This is a genomic window from Azospirillum sp. HJ39 (assembly GCF_041507355.1).
Lineage (GTDB): Bacteria > Pseudomonadota > Alphaproteobacteria > Azospirillales > Azospirillaceae > Azospirillum > Azospirillum thiophilum.
Genome location: NZ_CP167902.1, coordinates 25,122 through 48,982, shown reverse-complemented (window position 1 = coordinate 48,982; position 23,861 = coordinate 25,122). Strand labels below are relative to the sequence as shown.

At 64.7% G+C, this 23,861-nt stretch carries 28 protein-coding genes; 16 read left to right on the top strand and 12 right to left on the bottom strand.

Annotated elements, in window-relative coordinates:
• Positions 1 to 1,116, bottom strand: coding sequence for a hypothetical protein (locus tag ABMY26_RS00215; RefSeq protein ID WP_372393948.1), 1,116 nt, complete (start codon positions 1,114 to 1,116; stop codon positions 1 to 3).
• 91 nt (positions 1,117 to 1,207) lie between these two features.
• Here ABMY26_RS00215 and ABMY26_RS00210 point away from each other — a divergent pair, with 91 nt between their 5' ends.
• On the top strand, positions 1,208 to 1,402 hold the full coding sequence (locus ABMY26_RS00210) for a hypothetical protein (RefSeq protein WP_372393946.1): 195 nt from the start codon (positions 1,208 to 1,210) through the stop codon (positions 1,400 to 1,402).
• A gap of 9 nt (positions 1,403 to 1,411) precedes the next feature.
• On the opposite strand, the gene ABMY26_RS00205 is transcribed toward ABMY26_RS00210, so the two are convergent.
• From ABMY26_RS00205 to ABMY26_RS00185, 5 genes are all read right to left on the bottom strand, one after another.
• Complete coding sequence (locus tag ABMY26_RS00205) at positions 1,412 to 2,515, bottom strand: hypothetical protein (RefSeq protein WP_372393944.1); 1,104 nt, start codon at positions 2,513 to 2,515, stop codon at positions 1,412 to 1,414.
• A 518-nt stretch (positions 2,516 to 3,033) separates the two neighbouring features.
• Entirely contained in the window at positions 3,034 to 5,139 is a 2,106-nt protein-coding gene (locus tag ABMY26_RS00200; RefSeq protein ID WP_372393942.1) for a hypothetical protein, read from the bottom strand.
• A 43-nt stretch (positions 5,140 to 5,182) separates the two neighbouring features.
• The gene (locus ABMY26_RS00195; protein ID WP_372393940.1) at positions 5,183 to 6,784 is read right to left on the bottom strand and encodes a hypothetical protein; all 1,602 of its coding nucleotides are present in this window, start codon (positions 6,782 to 6,784) and stop codon (positions 5,183 to 5,185) included.
• On the bottom strand, positions 6,666 to 7,475 hold the full coding sequence (locus tag ABMY26_RS00190) for a hypothetical protein (RefSeq protein ID WP_372393938.1): 810 nt from the start codon (positions 7,473 to 7,475) through the stop codon (positions 6,666 to 6,668). Before ABMY26_RS00190 ends, ABMY26_RS00195 begins: the two co-directional genes overlap by 119 nt.
• A gap of 164 nt (positions 7,476 to 7,639) precedes the next feature.
• Complete coding sequence (locus tag ABMY26_RS00185) at positions 7,640 to 8,509, bottom strand: methyltransferase domain-containing protein (RefSeq protein WP_372393936.1); 870 nt, start codon at positions 8,507 to 8,509, stop codon at positions 7,640 to 7,642.
• Between the two features lie 46 nt (positions 8,510 to 8,555).
• On the opposite strand from ABMY26_RS00185, the gene ABMY26_RS00180 reads away from it, so the two are divergent.
• A complete protein-coding gene (locus tag ABMY26_RS00180) occupies positions 8,556 to 9,194 on the top strand; it encodes a hypothetical protein (RefSeq protein WP_372393934.1) in 639 nt (212 codons plus the stop codon).
• A gap of 25 nt (positions 9,195 to 9,219) precedes the next feature.
• On the opposite strand, the gene ABMY26_RS00175 is transcribed toward ABMY26_RS00180, so the two are convergent.
• The 5 genes from ABMY26_RS00175 to ABMY26_RS00155 all read right to left on the bottom strand — a co-directional run bounded on the left by ABMY26_RS00175 (position 9,220) and on the right by ABMY26_RS00155 (position 14,412).
• On the bottom strand, positions 9,220 to 10,386 hold the full coding sequence (locus ABMY26_RS00175) for a DNA cytosine methyltransferase (RefSeq protein ID WP_372393932.1): 1,167 nt from the start codon (positions 10,384 to 10,386) through the stop codon (positions 9,220 to 9,222).
• The gene (locus tag ABMY26_RS00170; protein WP_372393930.1) at positions 10,370 to 11,071 is read right to left on the bottom strand and encodes a hypothetical protein; all 702 of its coding nucleotides are present in this window, start codon (positions 11,069 to 11,071) and stop codon (positions 10,370 to 10,372) included. Before ABMY26_RS00170 ends, ABMY26_RS00175 begins: the two co-directional genes overlap by 17 nt.
• Before the next feature lie 489 nt (positions 11,072 to 11,560).
• Entirely contained in the window at positions 11,561 to 11,758 is a 198-nt protein-coding gene (locus ABMY26_RS00165; protein WP_372393928.1) for a hypothetical protein, read from the bottom strand.
• Positions 11,759 to 11,917: 159 nt separating this feature from the next.
• Positions 11,918 to 13,693 carry a hypothetical protein gene (locus tag ABMY26_RS00160; protein WP_372393926.1) on the bottom strand — a complete coding sequence of 592 codons (1,776 nt, stop codon included), beginning with the start codon at positions 13,691 to 13,693 and terminating at the stop codon, positions 11,918 to 11,920.
• Positions 13,694 to 14,058: 365 nt separating this feature from the next.
• Positions 14,059 to 14,412 (bottom strand): hypothetical protein, encoded by a 354-nt coding sequence (locus ABMY26_RS00155; RefSeq protein WP_372393924.1) that lies wholly within the window; start codon positions 14,410 to 14,412, stop codon positions 14,059 to 14,061.
• Positions 14,413 to 14,796: 384 nt separating this feature from the next.
• On the opposite strand from ABMY26_RS00155, the gene ABMY26_RS00150 reads away from it, so the two are divergent.
• The 9 genes from ABMY26_RS00150 to ABMY26_RS00110 all read left to right on the top strand — a co-directional run bounded on the left by ABMY26_RS00150 (position 14,797) and on the right by ABMY26_RS00110 (position 19,105).
• The gene (locus ABMY26_RS00150; protein WP_372393922.1) at positions 14,797 to 15,081 is read left to right on the top strand and encodes a hypothetical protein; all 285 of its coding nucleotides are present in this window, start codon (positions 14,797 to 14,799) and stop codon (positions 15,079 to 15,081) included.
• A 2-nt stretch (positions 15,082 to 15,083) separates the two neighbouring features.
• Positions 15,084 to 15,476: a hypothetical protein gene (locus ABMY26_RS00145; protein WP_372393920.1), complete on the top strand. Its 393-nt coding sequence runs from the start codon at positions 15,084 to 15,086 to the stop codon at positions 15,474 to 15,476.
• 129 nt (positions 15,477 to 15,605) lie between these two features.
• Positions 15,606 to 15,920 (top strand): hypothetical protein, encoded by a 315-nt coding sequence (locus ABMY26_RS00140; RefSeq protein ID WP_372393918.1) that lies wholly within the window; start codon positions 15,606 to 15,608, stop codon positions 15,918 to 15,920.
• Positions 15,921 to 16,003: 83 nt separating this feature from the next.
• On the top strand, positions 16,004 to 16,432 hold the full coding sequence (locus ABMY26_RS00135) for a hypothetical protein (protein ID WP_372393916.1): 429 nt from the start codon (positions 16,004 to 16,006) through the stop codon (positions 16,430 to 16,432).
• 2 nt (positions 16,433 to 16,434) lie between these two features.
• Positions 16,435 to 16,899: a hypothetical protein gene (locus ABMY26_RS00130; RefSeq protein WP_372393914.1), complete on the top strand. Its 465-nt coding sequence runs from the start codon at positions 16,435 to 16,437 to the stop codon at positions 16,897 to 16,899.
• Positions 16,899 to 17,132 carry a hypothetical protein gene (locus ABMY26_RS00125; protein WP_372393912.1) on the top strand — a complete coding sequence of 78 codons (234 nt, stop codon included), beginning with the start codon at positions 16,899 to 16,901 and terminating at the stop codon, positions 17,130 to 17,132. Before ABMY26_RS00130 ends, ABMY26_RS00125 begins: the two co-directional genes overlap by 1 nt.
• Positions 17,129 to 17,440, top strand: coding sequence for a hypothetical protein (locus ABMY26_RS00120; protein ID WP_372393910.1), 312 nt, complete (start codon positions 17,129 to 17,131; stop codon positions 17,438 to 17,440). The genes ABMY26_RS00125 and ABMY26_RS00120 overlap by 4 nt, the downstream gene beginning before the upstream one ends.
• A complete protein-coding gene (locus ABMY26_RS00115) occupies positions 17,437 to 17,874 on the top strand; it encodes a DUF6283 family protein (RefSeq protein WP_372393908.1) in 438 nt (145 codons plus the stop codon). Before ABMY26_RS00120 ends, ABMY26_RS00115 begins: the two co-directional genes overlap by 4 nt.
• A 10-nt stretch (positions 17,875 to 17,884) precedes the next feature.
• Positions 17,885 to 19,105 carry a hypothetical protein gene (locus ABMY26_RS00110; protein ID WP_372393906.1) on the top strand — a complete coding sequence of 407 codons (1,221 nt, stop codon included), beginning with the start codon at positions 17,885 to 17,887 and terminating at the stop codon, positions 19,103 to 19,105.
• Here ABMY26_RS00110 and ABMY26_RS00105 read toward each other — a convergent pair.
• Positions 19,053 to 19,841: a hypothetical protein gene (locus tag ABMY26_RS00105; protein WP_372393904.1), complete on the bottom strand. Its 789-nt coding sequence runs from the start codon at positions 19,839 to 19,841 to the stop codon at positions 19,053 to 19,055. The genes ABMY26_RS00110 and ABMY26_RS00105 overlap by 53 nt on opposite strands.
• Positions 19,842 to 20,060: 219 nt before the next feature.
• On the opposite strand from ABMY26_RS00105, the gene ABMY26_RS00100 reads away from it, so the two are divergent.
• The 5 genes from ABMY26_RS00100 to ABMY26_RS00080 are packed head-to-tail and all read left to right on the top strand — an operon-like array spanning position 20,061 to position 23,860.
• Entirely contained in the window at positions 20,061 to 21,140 is a 1,080-nt protein-coding gene (locus ABMY26_RS00100; protein WP_372393902.1) for a DUF5131 family protein, read from the top strand.
• 42 nt (positions 21,141 to 21,182) lie between these two features.
• A complete protein-coding gene (locus ABMY26_RS00095; RefSeq protein ID WP_372393901.1) occupies positions 21,183 to 21,464 on the top strand; it encodes a hypothetical protein in 282 nt (93 codons plus the stop codon).
• 29 nt (positions 21,465 to 21,493) lie between these two features.
• Positions 21,494 to 22,345, top strand: coding sequence for a hypothetical protein (locus ABMY26_RS00090; protein WP_372393899.1), 852 nt, complete (start codon positions 21,494 to 21,496; stop codon positions 22,343 to 22,345).
• Complete coding sequence (locus ABMY26_RS00085) at positions 22,335 to 22,655, top strand: hypothetical protein (protein ID WP_372393897.1); 321 nt, start codon at positions 22,335 to 22,337, stop codon at positions 22,653 to 22,655. The genes ABMY26_RS00090 and ABMY26_RS00085 overlap by 11 nt, the downstream gene beginning before the upstream one ends.
• Entirely contained in the window at positions 22,652 to 23,860 is a 1,209-nt protein-coding gene (locus tag ABMY26_RS00080; RefSeq protein ID WP_372393895.1) for a phosphoadenosine phosphosulfate reductase family protein, read from the top strand. The genes ABMY26_RS00085 and ABMY26_RS00080 overlap by 4 nt, the downstream gene beginning before the upstream one ends.
• The last annotated feature ends 1 nt before the right edge of the window (position 23,861 follow it).

The window sequence follows — 23,861 nt, the reverse complement described above, 5'->3', positions numbered from 1 at the left end:
TCAGGCGTTGACGGTGGAGAGGGGCGGTCCCGCCTCACCAGCGACGGCGAAGCCGGTCACCGCCGGGCCGGCGGCGATCACCGCGTCTTCCAGCGTCCCGTCACGCACCACCGCGGCCGGCCGGATCACCGTCCAGAAGTTGGCGGGCGGAACGTCCATCAGCTTACCGGCGCCGTCGGTCAGCGTCGCAGCGGCGCATTCGATGGTCGACATCAGCGTGGATGCAGACGCCAGCATGTCGCCCACCTCCTTGCTGACGGGCGTTGCCATCAGCCGCAGATGGAAGGCGATGGCCTCGGTCATCTCCGTGGTCGACACGTCGTCCGCCGGCGCAGGGACATCGTCGCCGAACATGGACTTGGCGACGGCGTGCAGCATCTCGCGGGCATCGAAGGCCGCCTCCAGGCTGACCGTCACCTTCTGCGGCTTGGCCGGCGGGTTGACCGCGAAGATCCGCGAGGCGCCGCAGCGCGTGGCCCAGTCGACCAGCTTGCGGAAGTCCGCGACGCTGAAGGCGTCGGCGTTGTCGACCAGCAGCGCGTCGAAGGACATCTGCTCGTGCGCTGTCGTGTGGTCCACGTTGTAGCCGCCGAAGATCGTGATCGACCGGTTATTCTCCAGGCCGAGCAGCCGGCCCATCCGGTAGCTGTCGGACTGGCCTCCCAGTACTACAATGCTCCGCCCTTCGGCGAGTTGCGCGCGGGCCAGGGCTGCGATGGTTTTGGTGGCGCCCGCCGCGTCGTTGGTTAGCAGTGCCGTGACGCGCGACATGTCGCAGCGGTACTCTTCCTTCACCGGCGCCGGCGCGGGTTCCCGCACCGGTTCTACCGTAGCGGCGCCGTTGGCGGCGAACTCGATCCGGGCGCCGTCTCGGAATTCCATGGCGGCCAGCGGGGCGAGGTGATCGGTGATAGGGTGGCGACTCAGCCAGTCGAAGCTCTGGACCTCCAGGTCGGGCCGGATGACCTCCACGATGCCGTTGGCGATGATGGGATGACCGGAGCGGAACCGGACATCCAGGGCGGTGAACGCAGGATCCTTGACGACGGCACCGGAGCGGACATCGGTGATAACGAGCGTGTCCGATTGCCCGCCGGTGGCGGTGATGTTGAACATGGTGGTGCCTCATGTCGGTAAGGGGAGGAGGCGAATCCGCGCCGGCCGATTGGACTCAGTCGGCCACTGCGGTCGTGCTACGGTGCGGGCTATGGACGAGACGCAACCCGCCCCGATTACCGACCAAGATGCGCACGAGCGGCTGATATCGATTGCCGATGAACTCGGTCTCGAAGCGGACCGTTGCGAGACGGTGGCGGCCCGCACGGCGATGCGTGCGGCGGCGGAGACGATCTACACCATCACCGCGGGGCTGCTGCTGACCGCGATGCGGAAGGGGAAATAGTGCTGGATCCTACTGTGGCCGGGACGGCAACGGCTCGTCCAGCATGTCGAGCCACTTGTTTCCGGTGCCGCCGATCCTGACCTGCCGCCAGCACCGGCACCCGATGACGTTCTCCGCCGTGCCGGCCGGGTCGCGCGGGTAGCGCATCGGGCCGAGCGGCGTATCGAAGGGCTCCCCCAGCACCCGGCCGTCCGGGTTCATGCTGTGGATTTCCCGGTGCGCCGGCCTGGTGCGGCTATCGTCCGTGTCGATCCAGAAGGACCGGACATTGCCGGCCTCCAACGCACCGGTGGCAACGGCGTTCAGCAGTGCCGCCTCCTGCCCGACCGACGCGGCCCGAAGCGCCTCCGTCCGCGCCACCATCTCCGCCCGGTATTGGAGGAAGGCGTTCGCATAGGCGTTGCCGACCTTTTCCTGCACCGCGTCGGGGAGTGCGGTACCGGCGTTGATGGCGCGCAGCACCGCGGGGTCATACCGGCGGTCCCGCAGTTCGCGCCCCAGGAAACGGCGTAGCGTCGCTGGATCAGTAGAGGACAGCTCCGTGCGGGCGTTCTCGACATGGCCGGCCTGGATGGCGGTCAGCCCGAGGATGCCACCTTCCCGCAGACCGTCGGCGCCGATGCGGCCGCAGAGGTCCAGCGCCACCTGACGCGGGTTCCGACCAGCTTCCATGCCACGGGTCAGGGCGACGCGGATGCCCTCCACCGTGTTGTCGTCAATCTCCCGGATAAGGGACAGGTCATAGTCCCGCAGCGCTCTCTCCGCCGGCAGGTTGCGGACACCGAAGGCCACCGCGATCCGGTTCTCCGCCGCGGCGGGGAGGGCGTCCTCCGCGATGGCATCGGCGATGACCTGGGCGAGGCCGCCATGGGTCTCCTTCCCGCCAGCGACGAACGCTTCCGCCACAGCAACCCGAAAACGGTTCAGCCATGCCGGGTCGCGCAGCCCGAGCACCTCAATCACTCCATCAATATCACCGGCCTCCAGCAGCGCGGCGATGCGCTCCGGATCGGCGCCAGCGCGGAGACCTTCGACTGACCGCAGGAACGCCTCCCGCATGCCGGGGCCCAGCCGGGCGGCGATCCGGTCAAGGTAATCGTGGGGCAGAGGCATGGAGGGTTCTCGACTATCGCGGCAGGTACCGGGCGATCCGGCCTTCGAACCGGAGCATCCGCCAGAGGGGCAGGGCCTTGTCGGCCGCTTGCCAATGCCAGGACCGGCCGGCGAATCGGTTTGCTTGATTCCGTCGTCATGGCGTTGCTCTGCCGAAATGGCCGTGCGGACTTCATTCCGGGTAGCGGGTATGGAATCCGCTCAAAAACACATAAGGATGCTTATGGAAATTACTTGAACCATATTTTCCAAGGCTTTGACTAAGATCCCGCTCCGGCACCCCATTCCTAAAACTATATCTTGTGGGTAGGTCGCTGAGAGGATCCGAGTCGGCCCCATCCTGCGGTGGGAACATCTACCCGCCGGAATCCGCTTGACAGGTGGCGGACGATGCTGAGGCCTCCGCTTGAATTCGGGGAGCGCAGGCGTTATTATTCTCGACAGGGCGTTGGCGAAAATTGTTGCGATGCCGGGTAGCCTTCGGGTCCGCTGGGGTGCTTCGCTCCCAGGCCAACGCCCTAAACCTTCCTTGCCGCTCGGATCAGACGACCCCTGTTGGGGAAGTCATAGACCTGCTTCGCGCGCATGCGGTGGAAGGACGACAGGTAGACCTCCTTCTGATCCCCCGTCACCTTCACGGCCGCGTATCGCCAGACACCGTTGATGTGCGCCACCACGACATGATTGTCGCGGTCGGTCCGGACCTCGCCGTGATCGAGAAGGTCTTGAAGAAGCGCGAAGTCTTCGCTGGTCCAGTTGTGCTTCTTGTGGGAGTCCCGAGTGTCCGAGGAGAGGAAGATCCGCGTCGTCTTTGCCCCCAGATGAGCCTGGATGTCGGCCGGGAGCTTGGCGACCACGACCAAACCGGACGCATCGGATTCGAGGAAGTCCTTCACGCTGTTGCCGTTCCTACCGTCATTTTCCGGGCCGAACGTAAACCGACCGCGGGCATCGTGGTAGGGGTTATGCTTGGTCAGCGCCTGGTGAAAAGGGCCGGGCCCAGCCGCGGGCGCGCCTCCTTCGAGGTCGACGCCGATCGGGATCGGCCCGCCGGCCAGCACCGCCAGCGCCTCCCGATAAGCGGGATCGTCCGGCAGCACCCGACCGAGAGCCTCGATGTCTTCGGGTGCAGCCTTGGCGAACTGCCCTGGCTTGGAAGAGCGCTTGGCCGGCGGCTTGGTCCCGCTTGTCTGCTGCGCTGTTTCCGGCGCCGCGTTGGTCAGCCCATCGCCTTCGTCGTCTCCACCAGCTCGGCCCGACTTTGCTGGCGGCGGCCTCCCCGCTGGCGGTCCCGGCTGCTGGTCGGGATGCTCAGTCTCCGCCGTGCGCGGCTTGAGCGGCAGGTTCGCCTTGGTGCGGAGCGCATCCTCCAGGGTATCGTCCATCTGCATGCCGGCGCTGGTCATCGCCGTCAGGAAGGCCGACAGAACCTGCAGATTCTCCTTCGAAAGGTCGTCATGCTTGGCCTCTGGCATCACTTCACGGGGTAGGCCGTTCACCGCCCAGATGCGCGGCAGGACGATCCGGTTCACAGCGTCCCTGAAGCTGCCCAGGATCGCCGTTCCGGCCTCCTTGAAGAGGTCCGTCTTGTCGACGCTGAGTGAGAGCGCGCCCTTATTATTGTGGCCGAGCAAAATGAAGTCGGCCAGCGCGACGGCGGCGATCTCCTGTTTCTTGCGGGCGATGATCGGGGTGAAGTCGCCCGTGCGCCGGCCGTCGGCGACGGTATAGCCGACGGTGTAGGCGTCGACTTTCCGGCCCTCCTTGTCGATGATCGTCGGAAGGACGATGTAGCCGGCCCGGTCCTCGGAAATACTCCTCGCCAGCGCTTCCCAGACCGCCAGTTTGGCCGGGTCGTTATATGCATCCACCGGAATTCCCAGCGTCACGATACCGGAGGCGCGGACCGCAATGGACGCCTCCGAATGCTCGAACACGCGGAGCTGCTCGTAGGGCCGGACAGCAGCCTCGAGGATCGACTTGCCCTCCGGGTTCCCGCTGTTCGGCGCTGTCCGGAGCAGTACCAAGCGGTCCATTGGGATCGGGATTTCCCTTCCCCGCATCGGATCCAGCTGGTAGAGGCCGAGCAGGTCATCCGTCTCATCGTCGAACCACCAGCGCTGGATTGTGTCCTGCCGGCGGAGCGCGATCTTCTTCAACCCGATTCGGCCGTCGTTGAAGATGCTGCCCTTGATCGGGTCCGTGTCCTTGGCTGTGCCGGACCGCTTCTTGTAGACCATTTCGAAGGGGGCGAAGCCGTAGGGCAGCATCGACGCTGCGTCGGCGATGAAGTCGTTCCAGGTGTGCTCCATGTCCTGGAAGAGCACCCCTTCGGCGAAGTCGCGGGCGTCCTTGTGCTCCTGGGTGTCGTCCGTGGCTTCGACCCGCCAGTTGACCGACCGAAGTAGAGTGGTCAGGGCGAAAAGCATCGCCGCGACGGTTGGGTCCTTGGTCATCCGGCGGTACTGCCGGACGGCTTGCAGGCCCTGGAGCCGCGTATCCTCGTCGTCGTAGACGTAACCGCCCCAGTGCCGCAGGCCGCCACGCCCGACTTCGGTCAGTAGCCCAGCCTGGCCGCCGGCCTTCTCGATCGCGACAGGAGTGGAAGCGGGTTGATCGGTCATCGGCGGAACTCTGGCTGTCGAGGTTGTGGGATGGCGCCGCGGCCTAACTGACGGACGGACGGCCTCCCCAGATCGGCGTGATTGATGGCAGGACGAACGCGGTGACCGGTTCCGGCGCGAAGGACAGGATCAGCGCTTCGGCGTAGTCGGGCGACGGGATGCCGCGGCGGGCCAGCGACTCCTTGGACTCGACGGCGATGCGCCCCTTCTCGTTGCGCACCATCTTCGGCACGGGCAACTGGCCGTTCAGGTCCTTGGAATCCGGCAGAACGATGACGTCTTCCAAAGGGTGTTCAACCCCGGTCGGATGCCCTTCCAGGAACTGCACCAGTTCGTAGGACCGCTGGAGAGCGCAGCGAACCATCCACCACAGCTCCGCCTTCAGATTGGCGAACATTTCCTTTGATGTCCGTTTGTCCGGCCACTCTGCATCGGTTGGCGGATCGCCCACGTTGATCGCGTAGACCTTGAGACCGCCGGTGCTAGCGTGGGCGAGCGTGCTGGTGACGGTATTGCCGACGCCGATGGCATCATAGTTCAGCACGCCACCGCCGGCATTGCGCGTCAGGTCGAGCGCCTCGTGCGTGGTGGTGATGTTGTCCGGCGTGTTCCACGCCTTCGGGATCAGCACCACCGGCCCCTTGCGTATGACCAGCACGGTCTTGCCCCTTCCGCCACCGCCGACGTCCATGCCGGCCGCGCAGGTAGCGGAAGGCTTGAGGCGGTCACCCAGCAGCTTTCCGAGTTTGACCGCCGCGTTCACCCACGGACCAGGGATAAAGACACCTTCCGCCGAGGCGCCGTAATCGATCTCGTATTCCTGAGCCCAGGTCACCGGGTCGGTGGTTGCCTTCTTCCGGCTGATCCATTCCGGTGTCTTGCGGGGATCATCCTCCAAACGGAAAGCAAAGACCTTGACGTCGTCGTTCTGCCGCTTCCGATAGAACAGGTTGCCCATGCCGTTGGCCGACGAAACCCAGCCGCGGCAGTCGGCGTTGCCGATGATGGCGGCCTCGACCTTTTCCGCACGCTCGATGTGCGCGCCCTCGTCGACGATGTAGATCGAGCTGCGGCCGCCGCGCCCCATGTTCTTGCCGCCCTGCCCGCTGATCATGCTGGCGTTGGCCGGGTTGATGAGGCGCATGTAGAGGCTGTGCCGGCGTTCGTCGAACCCGGCCGGCAACATCCACAGCGGCAGCCGCCTCAGGATCAGCCGGGCCTTCTCGAAGATCGAGTCTGGATCGCCAGCCTTGTCGACCGCGTCTTCCACGCGGCTGCCGAACGTCGCCTTGAAGGCGTCCTGGAAGAGCCAGCGATGCAGGCAGAAGGCGACCGTCAGGTAGGAGGCGCCGGCGTCGCGGCACTTTTCCACCAGCCATTCATCGCCGTTCTCGACGCGATCGTGAAGCCATCGAAGGAATTCCTCCTGCTTCGGAAACAGATCGAACGGCATGAAGGGCGACTTGCCCTTGCCGATCTCGCGGGGGTCGTAAGTCCAGCACCAGTCATTAACGAAATCGACGACGTTATGCTTGAGGTGAGCCAGGGTTAGAGCCTGGAGCCGCTTGTCCCCCGCCGTCCGCTGCGCCAGTTCTAATCGCCTCATCATAGAGGCGTGCAAGCTCAGCCGGGGAGAGCTTGTCATAGCCGGATTCCCTGACATCGACGCTGTGCTCCGCATCCACCTTGATCGAGCTGCCATCCGGCGAGCTATGGCCCTGGTTCTCGGTGGTCTGGCCCAGCGCAAGCCGGCCGATCCGCTGGGAGCGCTCCAGCGTGCCGGCGAGGCTCAGCAGTTCCTTCGGCGCCAGCGGGCTTGGATCGACCGCTGTGCCCGTAGCAACGTCCGGCACCTTCTTTCGGGACCGGCTGATCGTGACGGCGACTTCCGCCTGCAACGCCTTGGCCAGCGTCAGGCAGGTCGTGTCGAATTTCGCCCGCTCTCCGGCGATGACGTGCATGCGGAAGTCCGGCACGCTGCCCGGTTCTGTTTCCGACGCCGGCTCGACCGTCACCCCTTGCGCCTTGAGGTCGTCCTTCAGTTCCCGCGCCGTGGCTTCGACGCCCGCTGCGTTCGGCAGCATCTTCGCCTTCCGAACCTCGGCGGCCTCCGCCAGCCGCTCCTGGTAGATCGCCCGCTCAGCTGCCCAGCCCTCGTTGTTGATCCACCGGGAGATGGTTTCGCGGGTCGGGCCGAACTGCTTCGCCAGTTGCACGGTGTTGGGATAGACCAGCGTGCCGTCGTCCTGAAGGATACCCTCGACGTAGGCCTTCTTTACGGCCGCTTTCGGTGCCTTCGGAGGCTTTGGGACTTCCTTCCTTCTTGCCAGCGGCATGTGTGATCCTCCCGAATGTCACGCGAGGTCGAGGATGTGACGCCTTCCCGACCCCTTCGGCCACAATTCAATCATTTCAACATTCTAGCTTGTGCGGCGCGGCGTGACCGGCCTTGCGGACGTGATGTTTTGGGTTCCAGGTGTGATGGTTCCCGACAACTTGCCTACCCTTCGATCAGCCACCCGGCGAATTCGCCAAAGCGGAACCACTCCACAGCATCACGGCCGATCACGTCCTGTGAGATTGGGCGCTGCACACCGCAGAGGCTGAGCTCCTTGGCGACGATCTCCGCTGGGTCCACGCCGGCCGATACCTTCCCTGCCAGCGTCAGGCGCCACAGGACCGTCGCTGGGTATCCGGCCTCGGCCTCACACTTGTCGAAGACGATCAGCGCGCCGCCCGGCTTGATCCGCTCTCTCAGCCTGTCGACGAATGCGGCCCGCCGGGAGACCGGCAGGAACATGAGCAGGAGGAAACAGACACCGAGGTCGAAGCGCTCATAGTCGTAGGCCAGCGCGTCGGTCTGGATGACCTCTCCCGGCCCATCGTAACGGGCGATCATCTCGGCAGCGGATTCGATGGCCACCAGCCGGGCTCGGCGGTCCTTGAGGGTTTCCGCCAGGGCGCGCCCGACATTCCCCGTCGACGCGCCGATATCGTAGACCAGTCCGCCGGTCGGGATGTAGTGCCTGGCGATATGGGCGATTGCGCCGGTCGCCAGATCGTACCAGGGGAGCTGTTCCCGGACATGGCGGTCGAAGGCTGCGGCGATCCCTGCTTTCTGGAATGTCCAATTGCGGGGAATTTCCAAGCCGGGAATTTCGGATTTCCCGGTTCCCGGATTTTCAGAACTGGGGTTCTCAGAACTGAGGTTCATGGCACGATCCAATTTCCGTTGGGGGAAGTTGATCGCGCGTGCTTGCTCACGCAGGATTTTTACGGGCTCGGCAAAGCCCGAAATTGCGGCTGTCCATGCCTCTGGGAATTTCCAGCCGCGGGCGCTGCATTGCCCTGTACAGCGCATCATACGCATCTAATAGTAGCATCATCGCGCAACGCACAACGATGAGGATGCTACAATGATCGACCTGTCGAAACTCACCACCAAGGAACTGGTTGCGCTCTTCAATCAGCTGTCCAGCGGGACCATCACCCGCTTCGAGAGCCACACCGTCGGGGTTGACCGGGTCACCCGGCTGATTTCCATGATGCAAGCAGATGAAGCGACCGTCCTGAAGGCGATGAAGGCGGCCGGACTGGAATTCCCTCCTGGCTGCGATCTCAGCGAGGCCGAGACAACCGACGTGACCGATTTCCCGGCCGGACCGGAAGCCACGTTGGCTCCGTCCGATGCGGTCACCACGCCGCCGGCTGTTGCCATCCCCCATGTGGAGGAGGCTCAGTCCGGCGCGCTCCCCGAAACGGGTGAAGCATCAAGCGTCGTGGCGGAGACCGGTGACGAGGCGCAAGAGACGAATGTCAGCACGGCTCCGAAGGAGGAACTGAACGAGAACGACAGGCGGGTTCTTGGCTACCTGAAGGCCATCGGACCCTGCAAGGTCGGTGCGGTTCGCGACCGGTGGAAGATCGAGGACTGCGGTTTCGCCAAGCTGGCTCCGACCCAGCAGAAGGGGATGATCCGCCGGAGTGTCCGGAAGCTGGAAGGCGCGGCGATGATCAGCAAGGAGGGGATGATCTTCACCGTCCGCGCCTCCTGATCAACGCCCGCCACCCCTGGGGCGCTCACGCGCCCCGGGGCAGCCTTTTGAGGACACCGTCCCGCACCGCCGCGGCGATGTGCATCATCATCACCGGCGGAACCGCCCTGCCGAGCCGCTCCCATTGCTGCTGGTAGGTCCCGGTCAGAACGAAGTCATCCGGGAAGCCGCATATCCGCCGAAGTTCAGCGATGCTGAATTTCCTTTTTTCATACGGGTGGACCACTGAAGCCGCTGATGGATTCCCGCCGGTCTGCACGATGGTTGGGCATGGCCGATCCGGGTCCACTTTGACCAAGCTGAACCTCTCCTCGTGTTGTTGCCCCGGCTTCAGTTCATCCCATTTTTTCCCAATGTCGAACCGGGAAATGTCCGCTGCGGCTTCCACCTTGAAGTGGTTGCTGTTCACACTATTCACCCCCACCGTTATCGTGGGGGCTGGGCGGTTGGTGACATCGCCGATGCTTCTGTCACCGCTCGTATCGTGGACCACCCTCGCAATCCATGGGATGGCCTCCCGGATCGAGTAGCGATACGGAAGGGGCTTCGGGAATGCCGGGGGGAGAGTGAGGTCTTCTCGAACGCCGACGAATATCAGCCGCTGTCGGGCTTGCGGGACACCGAGCCATTGGGCATCGAGCAGCTTTGCCTCAACGCGGTAGCCGCGTTTCAGCGTCTTAAGGATTTCCAGAAAGTATCCCTTGGCCGTTCCCTTCACCAAGCCGGAGACGTTTTCCGCGACGAAGGTTTTCGGTTTCAGTCCCTGGATCAGCCGGGCATATTCGAAGAACAGGTCATCGGTGCGCTGCTCGGTGTCACTGTACTTCTTGACCCTCCCCCAACCCGCCTCCCGTTTTCCAGAGGTCGAGAAGGATGCGCAGGGCGGAGATCCGTCGAAGAGGTCCAGTTCACCCGGCTTCATACCGATGGCATCGAGGATATCGGATGCCTTGACCTGCCGGATGTCCCGCGGGTCCACGGTCGTATAGGGGGCGGCATTCGCCCGGTAGGTATCCCGCGCCGCCTCGATGAATTCCGATGCCCAGAGTACCTGGAAGCCGGCCATGCGGTAGCCGAGGGACGAGCCGCCGCAGCCACTGAAGGTCGACGCGACGGAGAAGCCGTTCCAGGGGAGCGCGGCAATCTCCGTCATGCTGGGCACGCGGTAGGGAGGCTTAGTCGCCGACATCATCGGCGCCTCCCTGCTGAGGACCTCCCCCACCTGCATTCGGCTTGCCAGACCAGCGATAGCCGCATTTCGGGCAGCAGTACTGGGTTTCGATGTCCTCCCCGAAGGATGGGAAATCGTCCGGCGGTGTGGGTTCCGGCGGTGCGCTCGGGGGCTGCTGCGGGGCCGCGTCCGATGGCGGCCCTTGATCAGCACCATTCCGGTCCTCGCATCCATCATCCTGCGGTGGTTCATCGAACCCAGAGAGATCAACGTCCCCACCGATCTCCGCCAGTAACGCCATGAGGGAGGTATCGGTCACCGACACCTCGGCGAGCAGGCGCTGAAGCGCCTCCGTGTCGACTTCGGCCAGTTCGGTCAGGGGATCGAGCGTGGCAAGGACCAGCGCCTCTTCATCCTCACTGAGGTCAACGACGATGACTGGCAGCATCTCTTGACCGTCCCGCCGGGCGAGGTCCAGGCGGGCGCGGCCATCCACGAGTCGGTTCGTCCGCTCGTTGTAAATCAGCGGCTTGACCAAACCGACATGGTCGAGAACAGCCCGAAGCGCATTCCGCTGCTTTTCGGGATGGGTTCGCCAAGCTCTTGGATTGTCGAGAATTTCCGCCACCGGCATGACCCGGTAAGCGACGATGCGGATCTTCCAAGGCCCCGGATTGGCCGGGGTTAACGTACTATTGTGTGACATTTCTTCACAGCTCTGCAACTATCCGCCGGTCGCTCTGCAGGCGATGGCGGTATGGCCGGATCAACCGGCTCTGGTCAGGCTGTGCGTGCTTGCGTCACGCGGCGAAAAGGGCCGGCAAGCCCCCAGTAGCCCCCGCCTCCATACAGAGGTGAGAGTGAGCGCGGCGGTTCGGTACCGCGTCGAAATTCATGATCGGTTGAAGCTGGGGCCGGCCCGATCCGCACTGTCGCCGCATCAGGGCAGCGCCTGGATGTCGGGTCTGGATCTTGGCAGGCCTGCCGCCCCCTGCTTCGTACCTTCCGGTGTCATACCCTCCTCGGTGCCGACACGTATGCGACGCTCCGTCGGAGATGTCTGCTTGCTGTGTTGCCCGGGATACCGCCGGGCCGGTGGTGGATATGGTCGGCGGGCGCCACCCGCGCGCTCTACTTCATTGGACCTCCTTCCCCATTCTCCAGGGTTGGAACATTTGCGGAACTGCGGCCGGTTTCAGTAGCGTGGCGGCAGCCCGCCTATCAGGTTCGACCGCACGCAATAGAGCGCATGGACGCCGTGACAAACCCTCTCGATGTGGGTCTTCACCGAGCGGAAGCCACAGTCCCGCCAATAGCCTTCGATCTGCTCTGCCAAGAATTTCGCGCCTTCAGGCGACAGCCGCTCAGGCTGGCCGGGATATTCATCCGCCATGGGTGCGATCCTGAATTTGGTAAATGGGATTCTGCGGCGGCGCCATAGGCGTGCCTGCCGCTGGTCAGCACCGGAACGAGCCAGCGCTGGAAAGTTGGATTCCGGAGGTGTTCGATTTTGCGTAGACAGACTTCGCCTCCGCGGATTCACCTTCGCCTCTCAGTGGAAGACGGTCAATCCAAAATCATCACGGTTTTCCAATTTGGTAATGTCAGATTTTTCGGGCAACGTTTCAGAATTCATGGCCGCCAGAACTGCCTTCTTCCGAGCGGCATCAGCGGTCATGGTGCGGAGATATTCCGTCGCGATAGTGATGGACACCTCGATCAGCTCTGGGATCGTAGCTGCGCGAGCCGACCAATGCCGGAATTCGGCCGCCTTGCCAGGAGCGGGGTTTTTCCGGGGAGCCATTCGGTCGGCGATCCAGAATTTAAGGTCGGGAGCATAGCGGGCGACAACTTTGAAGCGGCGGGAGCCGACGAGGAATGAAAGCTCCACCGCCCCTTCCACCCGGATCTTTAAGCCATAACGGCGACGCTGGAATTCGAGAGACGGTGCGTCGAGGTGGGCACGAAGCATCGCCAGCCCCTGCGACAGGACACCTTCTGCCTCTTTCGGTGTCAGCCAGCGCTGCCCACCCGGCATGCGGAAGTGTCGGGACACGGCGAACGCGTCCAGCGGCATCTGGGCGCCGGCAACACACCAAACCGCCATGGCTGCCGGTGACGCCGCACCGCCCAGGGCATCGAGGAAGGAGAAGACCCAGCGCCGCTGCTCTTCGACCTCGGTGCCAACCACCTTTTCGGCGGCGCCGGCCGATCCCCGAATCTTGCTGTAGTCCGTCCCGCGGCCGAGATTGAACTGGGCGTCGGCGAAGCGCTCGGCGAAGACATCACCCGCAGCATACTGGCCGGGATCGATCCGATGGGCGTTGCGGAGCAGCTGCAACGGGGTGCGGACTTCGATCTTCGGCATGCCGCGCTCCCCGCGGGCGTCGAGGAGATCGTGGCGCACGGTCCCGCTGTTGCCGGTCCTCCAGAAGCTGGTGACCAGCTTGCCGCCGCTCAGCGGATCGGCCTTGTCCTTGAGGTAATCGACCGGTTCCATGGTCTCGGCTCCGAGGATGATGGAGCGGTGGTGGTCGCCGTCAGCCTTCAGGGCGGCGCGGCGGTCGGCGTTGCGTCGGGCGAGCATGGCACGGGTTTCCTGGGTGGTTTCGATGATGCTGGGCCAGTCGCCGGCCACGTCGAGGCGGAAGTACCGGGAATGCAGACCGGCATCACCGGCGTCGGCGTGATCGGGACCGGCCAGTTCATAGACCGGGGGAAATCCGAGATCGGCGCGGCGTACGGCCATCCGGCCGGCATCGGTGATGCGGATCTCGTTCAAGCCTTCTAGAGGAAGCCTCGGGCCCAGCGTCCAGGCGCCATCCCGTTCCGTTGCGGTGTCGGCGCGAGCAAGGATGTCGGCCGACACATAGAAAGGCCCGACCGGCTGCGCCGCCTGGGCACCGCCATCATCATCCCAGCGGTCGGAACCGGCCGGGACCAGGGTGGAGGGGGCAATGGCGCGGGTCAGTTCCTTCAGGCCACCGAGAGCGTAGGCGGCACCGTCCCGGCAGACCGCGGCGGCTGTTCGGGCGGTGGCGGCATCCACCCGGGCGGCGGTGCGGGGAGCATGGGCCCATGGCAAATCGCGCGTCGCCCACAGCGACAGTCCGGCGGCCACACCGTCGAGATGCTGCGCTCGCACTTCGTGTTCCCGTGCCTGGCGTCGGAGGCGGTCCTGCATCTGGCGCCAGAAGGTCATACACCACTCCACGGCGTCCGGTTCTACCGGCACCAGAGGCGGCAGAGCAACTGCAATACCGGCCGCCGACTTTTCGCCCGTATCGACCTTGTCCTGAACCGCGACCACCGCGACCAAATCCGACATGGTCAGGTCCCGGCCAGCTTCGGGAGGTGGAGGTATCGCCCCTCGGTGATCCAGAGCGGGTTGGGCGATGGCTGAGATGATGATGCGCAGGGCGTTCCGTATGTGGAGGATGTGGAGTACGCCCGGCTTCGCCCGGCCTCAGTCCCCTCCGCAGGATTCAGAATCGAATCGGAGTTAGAAATTTGTCTCTGCTTCGTTGGCGCCATCATCAGAAATATCCCGCATATCGTGGTTACTACTGATTGCGGATACTATATCGCTGATGTGGTTAGCTAAAGGCGAAGCGCCGCCTTCGAGCTGTCTGTTTCCACATTTTGTCAAACAAAATTTCACCTGCGATCGAAAAACAATCGTCGCACTGCCGCTCAGCCACTTGGCTCCTCCTTCGGTTCCAGGGCCGGCAGCGGATACGGTCGTGGCGGGTAGTAGATGTGAACCCCCTGTTCCAGCGCCTCGCCCTGCGGCAGGTAGAACTGCGCGCCGGCCTGCTCGAAGACTTTCACAATTGAAATCATATTCGCGACCGACAGGTGGTCGGGCAGTTTGTCCCCCATCTTCTCAGCGCGCGCGACCGTAGCCCGGCTCATACCGGCCCGGCGCCCCAACTCGTCCTGGGTCTCGATGCGCGCCCAGGTTCTGAGCGTCTTGATCTGGCTTCCTGTCAACATCACAGGACTGTGTCTGATCGTCCGTGCGACGGCAACGTCATCTTCATTCATGCGGCACCATGCTGTTTTTATGATTGACCATGTAGCAAATATGCGTCAATCTGCCAACTACAAACGGCAAGGCGAAATTGGAACCTCCGAATCGCGGCGCCGTAAAGTCGCTAAACTGAAACCTTTCCTTGTCCACCTAAGTTTCGCGGCCCCGCCGCGTCCACCTGCTCGGCGCCGGAGCTTTCGGCGCAGGGCGTTTCCTCCCGAACCTCGCCGCCGGGCTTCACGGTCCGGCGGCACCTTTCCCCCCATCAACCCCGCTCCCGGCCGTGAAGGCTGGGGTGGGGTCGAGGCGTCGAGAGGCCCGGCAGCGCATCCCCCCTCAACCGAGCGTGACCTTCCCCCGGTCAGCCGTGCCTCTGTCCCAAACAAAAGGGAAATCCCATGACCCCGGTTCTCGTCTGCACCAATATGCGCGGCGTCGTCTTTGGGTACACCGAAGACGCCACAGCCCGCCCGATCACTCTCAACAACGCCCGCATGTGCCTCTCTTGGACGGAGGAAGTCGGTGGCGTATTCGGCCTCGCGGACATCGGCCCGACGGGGCGCTGTCGGATCAGCGCGCAGGCGCCCTCTGTCACGCTGGAGGGAATTACCGCCGTTTTCAAATGCACCGACGCCGCGGTCGAGGCCTGGAAGGCGGCAAACGTCGAGGGCAGGAAGGGATAGCCATGGCAGATCTTATCGGCGCATCGGCTGAGGGGATGCAGAGCTTCGGCCACCCCCACAACTACAACATCCACGGCATTGGACATTTCTCTCGCTGTGGTTACGGCCACGGCTTTGGGTACGGCCGCACCAGCGAATTCGGTTACGGCCGCGGCGGCTTCATCGGCAGCACCGACCACAGCGGAGGTTACGGCGACGGAGGCTTCGGTTGCGGCGACGGAGGCTTCGGTGGAGGCAGGAATGGCGAAGGCTATGGCTATGGCGACAGAGGCTTCGGAGGCGGAGGCCTCGACGACCTCGGCTTCGGCGCCGGCTACTCCGCAGGATACGGCTACGGCAATGGTTTCAGCTTCGGCGACGGTTTCAGTTCCGGCAAAGGCAAAGGTGACGACTGACCAGTTTCGCGCCTAGCGCGCACCCTACCACCTGCCGCTAACGTCATCACGGCCCCCCGTGAACTGCCGCCGGAGTTTTGCCCCCCAAGGCTCCGGCGGGTCTTTCCCAGAAATGAAAGGATACGACCGATGATCGCCATTCTCCATCCGTCGATCCCCGCCGAATGCGTGTTCGCGAACGTCGCCACCGGTAAGTGGCACGCGAAGCACCCCCGCACATTCGCCGTGCTGACGGACGGCCCCATCGGTTGGCTCAATCAGCCCCTGCGACGCGAGTTCGATAGCTGGACCGATGCCGAGTCCGAATGCCTTCGGCTGCTAGCCAAACAGCCTGCGCTCGAATGTCCGTCGTGCGGTTCCGACGACATCGAGCGCGTCCAGGGTGGCATGTGTGAGTGCTGCACCTGCGGCCACGATTTCGACCCCGAGCACCCCGATAAATAACCAGCCAGCCCGGAGCGCATCCGGGCGCTTCCCCAAGGGCGTATTAGCGCCTTTCGGTAAGCTGAAGTCCTTCGAGGATCAAGATGACCACTGACCTGCTGCGTCTTCTGGACGCCGCCGCGGAAGGCGGAGGGGAACTGATGGCCACCCTCACGATCACTGGCAGCGACGCCAAGTGCCCGGTCTGCGGCAACCGGATCGACTGCTGGGACGGCCTCAGCATCGGTCGCACGCTGGCCTGCGAGCACTGCCCGGCCATGCTGACCGTGAGCGGATCGGAGGGCGAGCCGCGATCGGCTGACCGGATCCCCGTGTTCATGGCGACCGTCAAGGTGACGGCGCGCGAACTGCTGGCGCTGAAACTGCGCGCGGTCCGTCCCGTGGCGCCGGCCGACGTTAATGAGCGGCAGACGCTGAAACGGCTGGTGTCGAAAGGTCTGGTCGAAGAGTTCGGCACCATCGGCTTCATGACCAAGGGCGACGTTGCCCTTCAGCTTCCGCGAGAGGCATAGCCATGCCCAAGGAGTTTCGTCACATCGACTGCGACGCTGATCGCCGACGCGCGGCGCTGGATCCTTATCGGACCGGCGGAGTGACGGCGATGGCGACGAAAGAATTTCGGCACACCGGGTGCGGCGGCGAGTTCGATTATGGCGAGCCGTGCTCAGAGTGCGACGAGGAATGCAAATGCGCCTTCGTCGCTGCCCCATGCACGTTCTGCGAGGAGACTAGCCCGAACGAAGCGAAGGCGGAGATGGCGAACAAGGAATACCGGCACATTGGCTGCGGCGGCGTTCGCGATCCGCACGAGTCATGCTCGGAGTGCGGCCGTGAATGCACCTGCATTGAGCAAGGCCGCGAGGGGCCGTGCCGTCTCTGCGAAGAAACGGAGATCAACGTGGATTCGCAGGTGGTCGAACCCGAAACCGAACTCGATCGCTTCCGCAAGTTCTTCAAAGCCAACGGAGTGATGTTTTGATGGACGTCACCAGTACCATTCCACGCGATCACCGTGGTCGCATCATCAGTACTCGATGCCCGGACCCCAACTGCGGCGGCACGCTTGTGCCCGATGGCGACCCGGGTCACTGGCGCTGCAACGGCCTGACCCACGATGACGACGACCGGGCGCCGCTGGTCGCATGCGGGATCACCCACAACGACGGTAAACCCTTCGACCCCACGCCCTACCGTGAGGACCCATGCTCATGATGAGCTTCCCCATCCTCTACCCGCCCGGACAGCGCCAGCCGGTCAACGCGCCGACGTCGATCCCCTGGGTTCTTGTTGAGCGCCATGTCGACCAAGCGCAGCAGAACCACTACGCCAGCCTGGAAGCGCTCGCGCAGCGCGGCGGCATCTGCCCGGCGGAGTTGGTCGCCATCCTGGAGGACCGCGAATACCGGCCCATAGCGCTCGATGCGGCGGTTCGGCAGATCGCCGCCCTCATCGACGCCTTCAACGCTGGCGAGCGGCACGCCCGCATGCAGGCCGCGGAGCTGGAAGGGCTCGTAATATGACGGGCCGGGCTGGCCACGCCGTGGAGATTCGCCGCCGGCATGCCGATCATGACCATGATGTCGTCACCGTTGAATCCCCGGCCGGTGTCTCCGCATACCGGCGGGAGCCCTGCCCGCACTGCCCGTGGCGCCGTGACCAGCCGACCGGCCGCTTCCCGGCTGAAGCCTTCCGCCATTCCGCCGAGACCGCCCACGACATGTCGACGCACATGTTCGGCTGCCACATGTCGGGACCGAACAAGCCCCAGCATTGCGCCGGCTTCCTCTTGCGTGGCGCAGCGCACAACCTCGCCGTCCGGCTTGACCTGATGAAGGGGAAGATCACCCCGGACGAGGTCCACAGCCCGGTCCCGCTCTACGACTCCTATCGCGAGATGGCCGAAGCCAACGGCGTTCCGCCCGACGACCCGGCCCTCGCACCCTGCCGCGATTGAGATGCAAGCCATGACCGACCTGCTGACCAGCACCAAAAGCCACCGCCAACTTCCTCGCCCGTCGCTGCCCTGGTGCCGTACCAGCGAGACGCCGACAATTTCATGGCTGCGGTCTCGGACCGTGCGGCAGAAGGCGATGATCTCGACCGCCCTGGTGCTGGGTGTCGGGCTGACCACAACAGTCGCCGCGGCGATCGGGCTGGATCAGCAAGCCGCAGCCGGTTTCTATCTCGCGGCGGTCACGCTGCTGACCGGGCAGTGCTTCCCGTCCGCCGATGGCATGCCGGACGTGGCGGAGATGCGGGACAAGCAACAGCCGTCCCCGCCGCCACAGCGGCTGCTAACCCGTGCCGTTGGCTGTCGGCTCGCGCTCCCGGACGATGCAGGAGACGTGCTGATCGACCACACCGGCCGCATCATTCTGGCGCATGACCTCCCCCACCATCTCGGCTACCCGGATCCCGATTTCGACCTCGCGGCCTATGCGGTGCGGAACCTCGGCATGATCCACATTGCCGGCCCGGCCGTGCATCTTGCGCCGCGCCTCGTCACCCAGCGGTCCGTCGAGGTGGCGGGCTTTCTGCTGACCCTTCGCAACAACGGCGGACCGGTTCAGGTCTCGGCATTCGACGCTGGGGCGTGGCAGATCATTCCCTGCAGGTCGGCCGCCGAAGCTGGGCAGACGCTGACGCGGCTCTGCCATCGTCCGGACGGTCCGGGCTTCGCAGCACAGCCCGATGTGCTCGGCACGCTGACCGGCACCATGCGCGACGCGTTCCTGGCGTGGCGGGATGCTGGTGGTGAACTCACCGAAGGTTCCGCCGGCCGACTGCGCGCCACCGGCGCCTGGGATCGCACGGTGGCGCTGCGCAGGGTGGACGGCGACGGCCTAGGATTCGCCTTCCTCCACATCGGCGACGGCATCACGGCGTTCGGCGACGCCTGGAGGCGGCGCATGATCGGTAAGGTCGATGACGGCCGGCCGGATCCGGCCTATGCAGCTCACGTCTCGGATCTCTACCGACGCAGCCTCGATGCCGATATGCCGGCCATAAACCGGGTCGAGGCGCTCCTGTCGGTCGAGCGCCAGCCGAACCCGGTCCGCCTCCGGTACCGGCAATTGCTGCTGCCGTGGACGATCCATGACGGTCGCCGCCGGCGCTCGATCCTGACCAGCATCACGGAGCGGCTGCAACACCTCGAACAGGCACCACGTCATGCCGCTGCATGAAGTCCCCGAGGTCGTGCAGGAACTCGCCATCGCGCATCTGCATGCGGAAGAGGTGCATGCGGTGGGTGATGCCGTATCGACGCCATTCGATCCCCGGCTCGACCTGGGTGACGCCGTAGGCACGCGAAAGCCCCGGCGCGAGGTGGTCGTCGACCAGGCTGATCCACTCACGGACATCCCACATTGCCAGGCCCAGCGCCTTGACGAGGCGCGACGCAACCGCCGAGAGCCCGGCTCCCCGAAAGTCCGGATGATGCCAGCCGGCCGCCTGGAAGGAGATCGTCCCGGTCACCTCGGCAGCCGACGGGCTGTCGCAGAACAGCAATTCATCGGGCGCTTCACCACCGACCGCCGGATCGTAGAGCAGTCGCAGGCTGGTCAACGCCTGCCGGAGGGTGCCGGTGCCAAGATCGATGCGGCGGCACGCTCGAGTCAGCACGACGCGGCCGGCGGCGTCGACACCGCGGAGCCAGAACGTGCTGTCCGGCCGCAAGTTATGGAAACGGGGGTCGACTACCGGGAACATCTCTTCCCAGGAATCTCGGTTGGCCTGGTTCACGGCCAGCAGTTCCATGAAGTCGCGGCTGATCGACAGCCGCACACCGCGGTCGCGCGCCAGCCGGTCGGCCAGCAGGAAGAAGCGCGCCAACTGGTCGTGCGGGCCATTGGCGATGTCGATCTGTTCGGGAAGACGCGGATAAGCAGCGGCATTCGCTGCGGCGGTGCCGAGCGGCATGGATTGACCTCAATGGATAGGTGTCAAATGATTGAGGCAGTATAGGTGATTCTCCTATTTATCCAATGATCGCTATGGACGAATTCCAAATTCTCTCAAAAGATTTTTCGCCATTATTTATCATTTTGGGCGACGAGGCACGTAATAGGTTCTCGGTCTTCACAATAAAATGGTGCTCTCTTCATCACGCATACAACACCTTTCGACGTGGTGACCACGATGGCCGAAACCGATATCTCCTGGACGTCGCGGCTGCATGGCAGCACATGGCTTTCCGGCTTTACTTTCAATCCGTGGGTCGGCTGCGAAAAGGTCGGTCCCGGCTGCGTCTACTGCTATGCCGAGGCGACAAACGACGGACGCTTCCACCGCGGTCTCTGGGGGCCGCATGCCAAGCGCCAGCTGACCAGCCCGGCTACTTGGGCGGCCCCGCTGAAATGGAATCGCCTTGCGGAGCAAGACCGGGCCTTCCGGTTCGTCTTCTGCGCCAGCTGGGCAGACGTCTGGGACAAGAAGGCGCCGGACGGTGCGCGCGAGCGTCTGTTCGAACTGATCCGCGCAACGCCATGGCTGATCTGGCTACTGCTATCCAAGCGCATCGGCAACGCGCCGGGCATGCTCCCGCCCTTCTGGGAAGAGATCAAGGACCGGGTGGTCATCATGGCGACCATGGTCAACCAGCCGGAGATCGGCCGGGACATGTCCAAGCTGCTGGCCATCGACGCCGGCGCCTGGGGCGTGTCGATCGAGCCGATGCAGGGGCCGATCACGCTCCCGCAGCAGTTCCTGGATCTCGGCCGGCGCGGCTGGGCGATCACCGGCGGGCAAAGCATCGGGCGGGACGAGCCACTTCATCCGAATTGGGTCCGCGACATCCGAGACCAGTGCGCGACCGGCGGCGTGAACGGACCGGTCGCCTTCCACCACAAGCAGTGGGGACGATGGCTCCCCGTAGCCCCGGCCTATCCCGATGAAGACATGGCCTGGAAGCGGGCCTATGTCCGCCAGACACACGGCGCCGACGCGGATCCGGAGGAGTGGGTCGTCGAGCCGTCGGACATCGTCGATATCACCCTCCCGCAGCACCGGCTCGCCTGCATGGACCGGACTGGCGCCTTCTCGGTGCATTCGGAAATCGGCGGTGATGTCCAGCCCGCTCCTGGCACCGGCCCCTGGTGGTTCGAAGACCGCGGGACGCGAGGCGCTCGCGGGCGTGTCATCGACGGCCGGACGCATGACGAACACCCCTGGCTGCCGGCGATGGAGCGTGAACGGCTCCCCGGTCGCCTCCTGATCTAATCGATTTGACGCGCGAGCGCCTATCCATCTGCTGAGGGAATCATGACCGACATCAAACGCTTGCAGGAACTGGCTGCACCATTCGACCCAGGCGTTCCCGAATTCCGCACCGCCGGCGAGCGCGGAGCCTTTTACGCAGGCCTACTGAAAGCTCGCTTCGATTTTATGGGGGCATTCCTCGCGACGTGGCTCGGGCAGAGCCCCGGCGCTTCCTTGGAAGAAAAGCCCGCCATCATCATCAATGCTGTGGCTGACGGCTTTGACGCCGTCAACCGACTGCTGCCGGCAGGGCTGCAGGACGTCACCGACGCGGGCCATTCCTGAGACCCGTCTCCAGAACCAGGACCCCCGACATGACCATCACCGCCTTCGGCCCCTGCGCTTGGCAACCGATTTCCACCGCACCTCCCGACGAATCCACCATCGTCCGCTGGCACCGCATCTGGAAATGCGAGGTTTCCGTCCAGCGGAACAATGGGCGCGTCCCCGGCTACCCGGAGTGGATCACCGCCACCAAGGACCAGACGTGGCCGGAAGATGCCTTTCTGCCCTACTGGCGCCGCCCCTTGGCCGCGCCGCCCGCAGCCGAGACGGCGGCCACTCTCACCGGTTACGTGCTCGTGCCGGCTGAGCCGACCGCCGGCACCGCGACCGCGCTTAAGGCTGCCCTCAAGGCCGCGGCGGACTACAGCCCGAACGGCGTGCCGGAGGTGAAGCAACGCGCCAACATGGTGACCCAGGCGATCCGGGCATACATCCGGTGCGCCTCGGAAAATGCCGAGGCGGCGGCGAAGCTCTCAGGCCTGCTGGAGGACATAGCCGGTGAAATGGTCCGTGCTCATGACGTGCTGGGCCTGTTCGTCCGCGAGCACTCCGATCCCGGCACGGACGCGATGGCGAGCCTATGGTGCATGGGGCGACTGCTGCGCAAGGCTCGTGAGGCTGGGCTGCTGCTGAAAGATACAGCGGGGCGCTCGACCGCCGCGCCTGAGCGCGAGCGATTCCTCGAACTGGTGCTGAACATCGCCTGCAAATGGGGCGTCGCTGCTCCTTGCTGGGACGGCGCCGTGGCTGTCGGCCTGCGCGACTGGATCCACGCCGGCTGCAACGGCCCACTGCCTGAAGCGGTGCATGAAACGCTGACCGTGATCGATCCGGAGCTTGCCACCGCCCTCGCTTCGAAGGATCCCCGCCATGCCGATTGACGAATCCTGCCCCTGCCCCACTTGCAAAGGCACCGGCCACGTTGGTCCGATCCATCTCAACTACGGCAACGGTCGCGGCGAGTGGAAGGTCAAGGTTCCGTGCCACCGGTGCGGCGGGAGCGGCATTGCCACCCCCGAAACGCTCGACTGGATGGCTCGCGGGAAAGTTCTCCGTGAGGCCCGGCTCGCCAGCGGCGAAACGATGGGCGACGCGGCCACACGGCTGGGAATGATCGCCTCCGCCATCTCCGCAATGGAAGAAGGAAAGCGCGAACCGTCGCGCCTGGAACAGAAGGTCGCTGCGCAATGACCCGTGCCCAACCCACCCTCTTCGAAGACATGCGCACCACCCTGCCCGAGGCCATCGACCTAACGGTCCAGAGCCTTCTGGCCTATGGGCCCCAGCACGAGCACTGGGCCATCGCCTACAGCGGCGGCAAGGACTCCACCGCGACGCTGACCCTCATCATGCACCTGATCGAGACCGGCCGAGTGCCGGCGCCGAAGTCGCTGACAGTCTGCTATGCCGACACCAGGATGGAACTGATCCCGCTGGCCTTCGCCGCCACCAGGATCATGGAGCAGCTCCGTGCGCGCGGCATCGACGTCCGGATCGCCATGGCGCCGATGGACCTTCGCATGATCGTCTACATGCTCGGCCGGGGCGTGCCGCCACCCTCGAACTCCTTCCGCTGGTGTACGAGGCAGATCAAGGTCGAGCCGATGCAGGCGGTGCTGGCCGAGCTGCTGGAGAAAGTGCCTGGCACCATCCTGATGCTGACCGGTGTCCGGATGGGCGAGTCAGCTGTACGCGACGCCCGCATCGCCGTCAGCTGCGGCAAGGACGGTGCAGAGTGCGGCCAGGGCTGGTACCAGGAGGTGCTGCCCGACGCCGCCGGCATCCGCGGCCGCATCGCCACGCTCGCGCCGATCCTGCATTGGCGGGTGTGTCAGGTCTGGGACTGGTTGATGTTCGAGGCACCGGCGCTGGGCTGGGCAACGGCCGACGTCGCGGACGCCTATGGCGGAGACGAGGCCGAAGAGGTGAACGCCAGGACCGGCTGCATCGGCTGCCCGCTGGCCAGCCGCGACTTGGCGCTGGAGACGGTATTGCGTTCCCCGCGCTGGTCCTATCTCCGACCACTGGCCGACCTGAAGCCGCTCGTTTATCGCGAGCTGCGAAAGCCGAAGTGGCGGCTCCGCAAGACCGGGATGGACGAGGCTGGCAACATCGCCGCCGGCAAGAACAAGCAGCGCATGGGGCCGATCACGCTGGACGGTCGGCGGATGGCGCTGGAGCGGGTGCTCGACATCCAGGGCCGGTGCAACGAGGCCGCCGCCCACCTGGGGCGCCCGACGGTCGACCTGCTGAACACCGACGAGGAGGCGCGCATCCGGGAACTGATCGCCGCCGAGACATGGCCCCATGGCTGGGACGGCGATGAGCCGACCGGTGATGTGCCGCTCGATCTGATCTATCGGGATGGTCTGGTGCAGCCCCTGCTGGTGAGGTGAG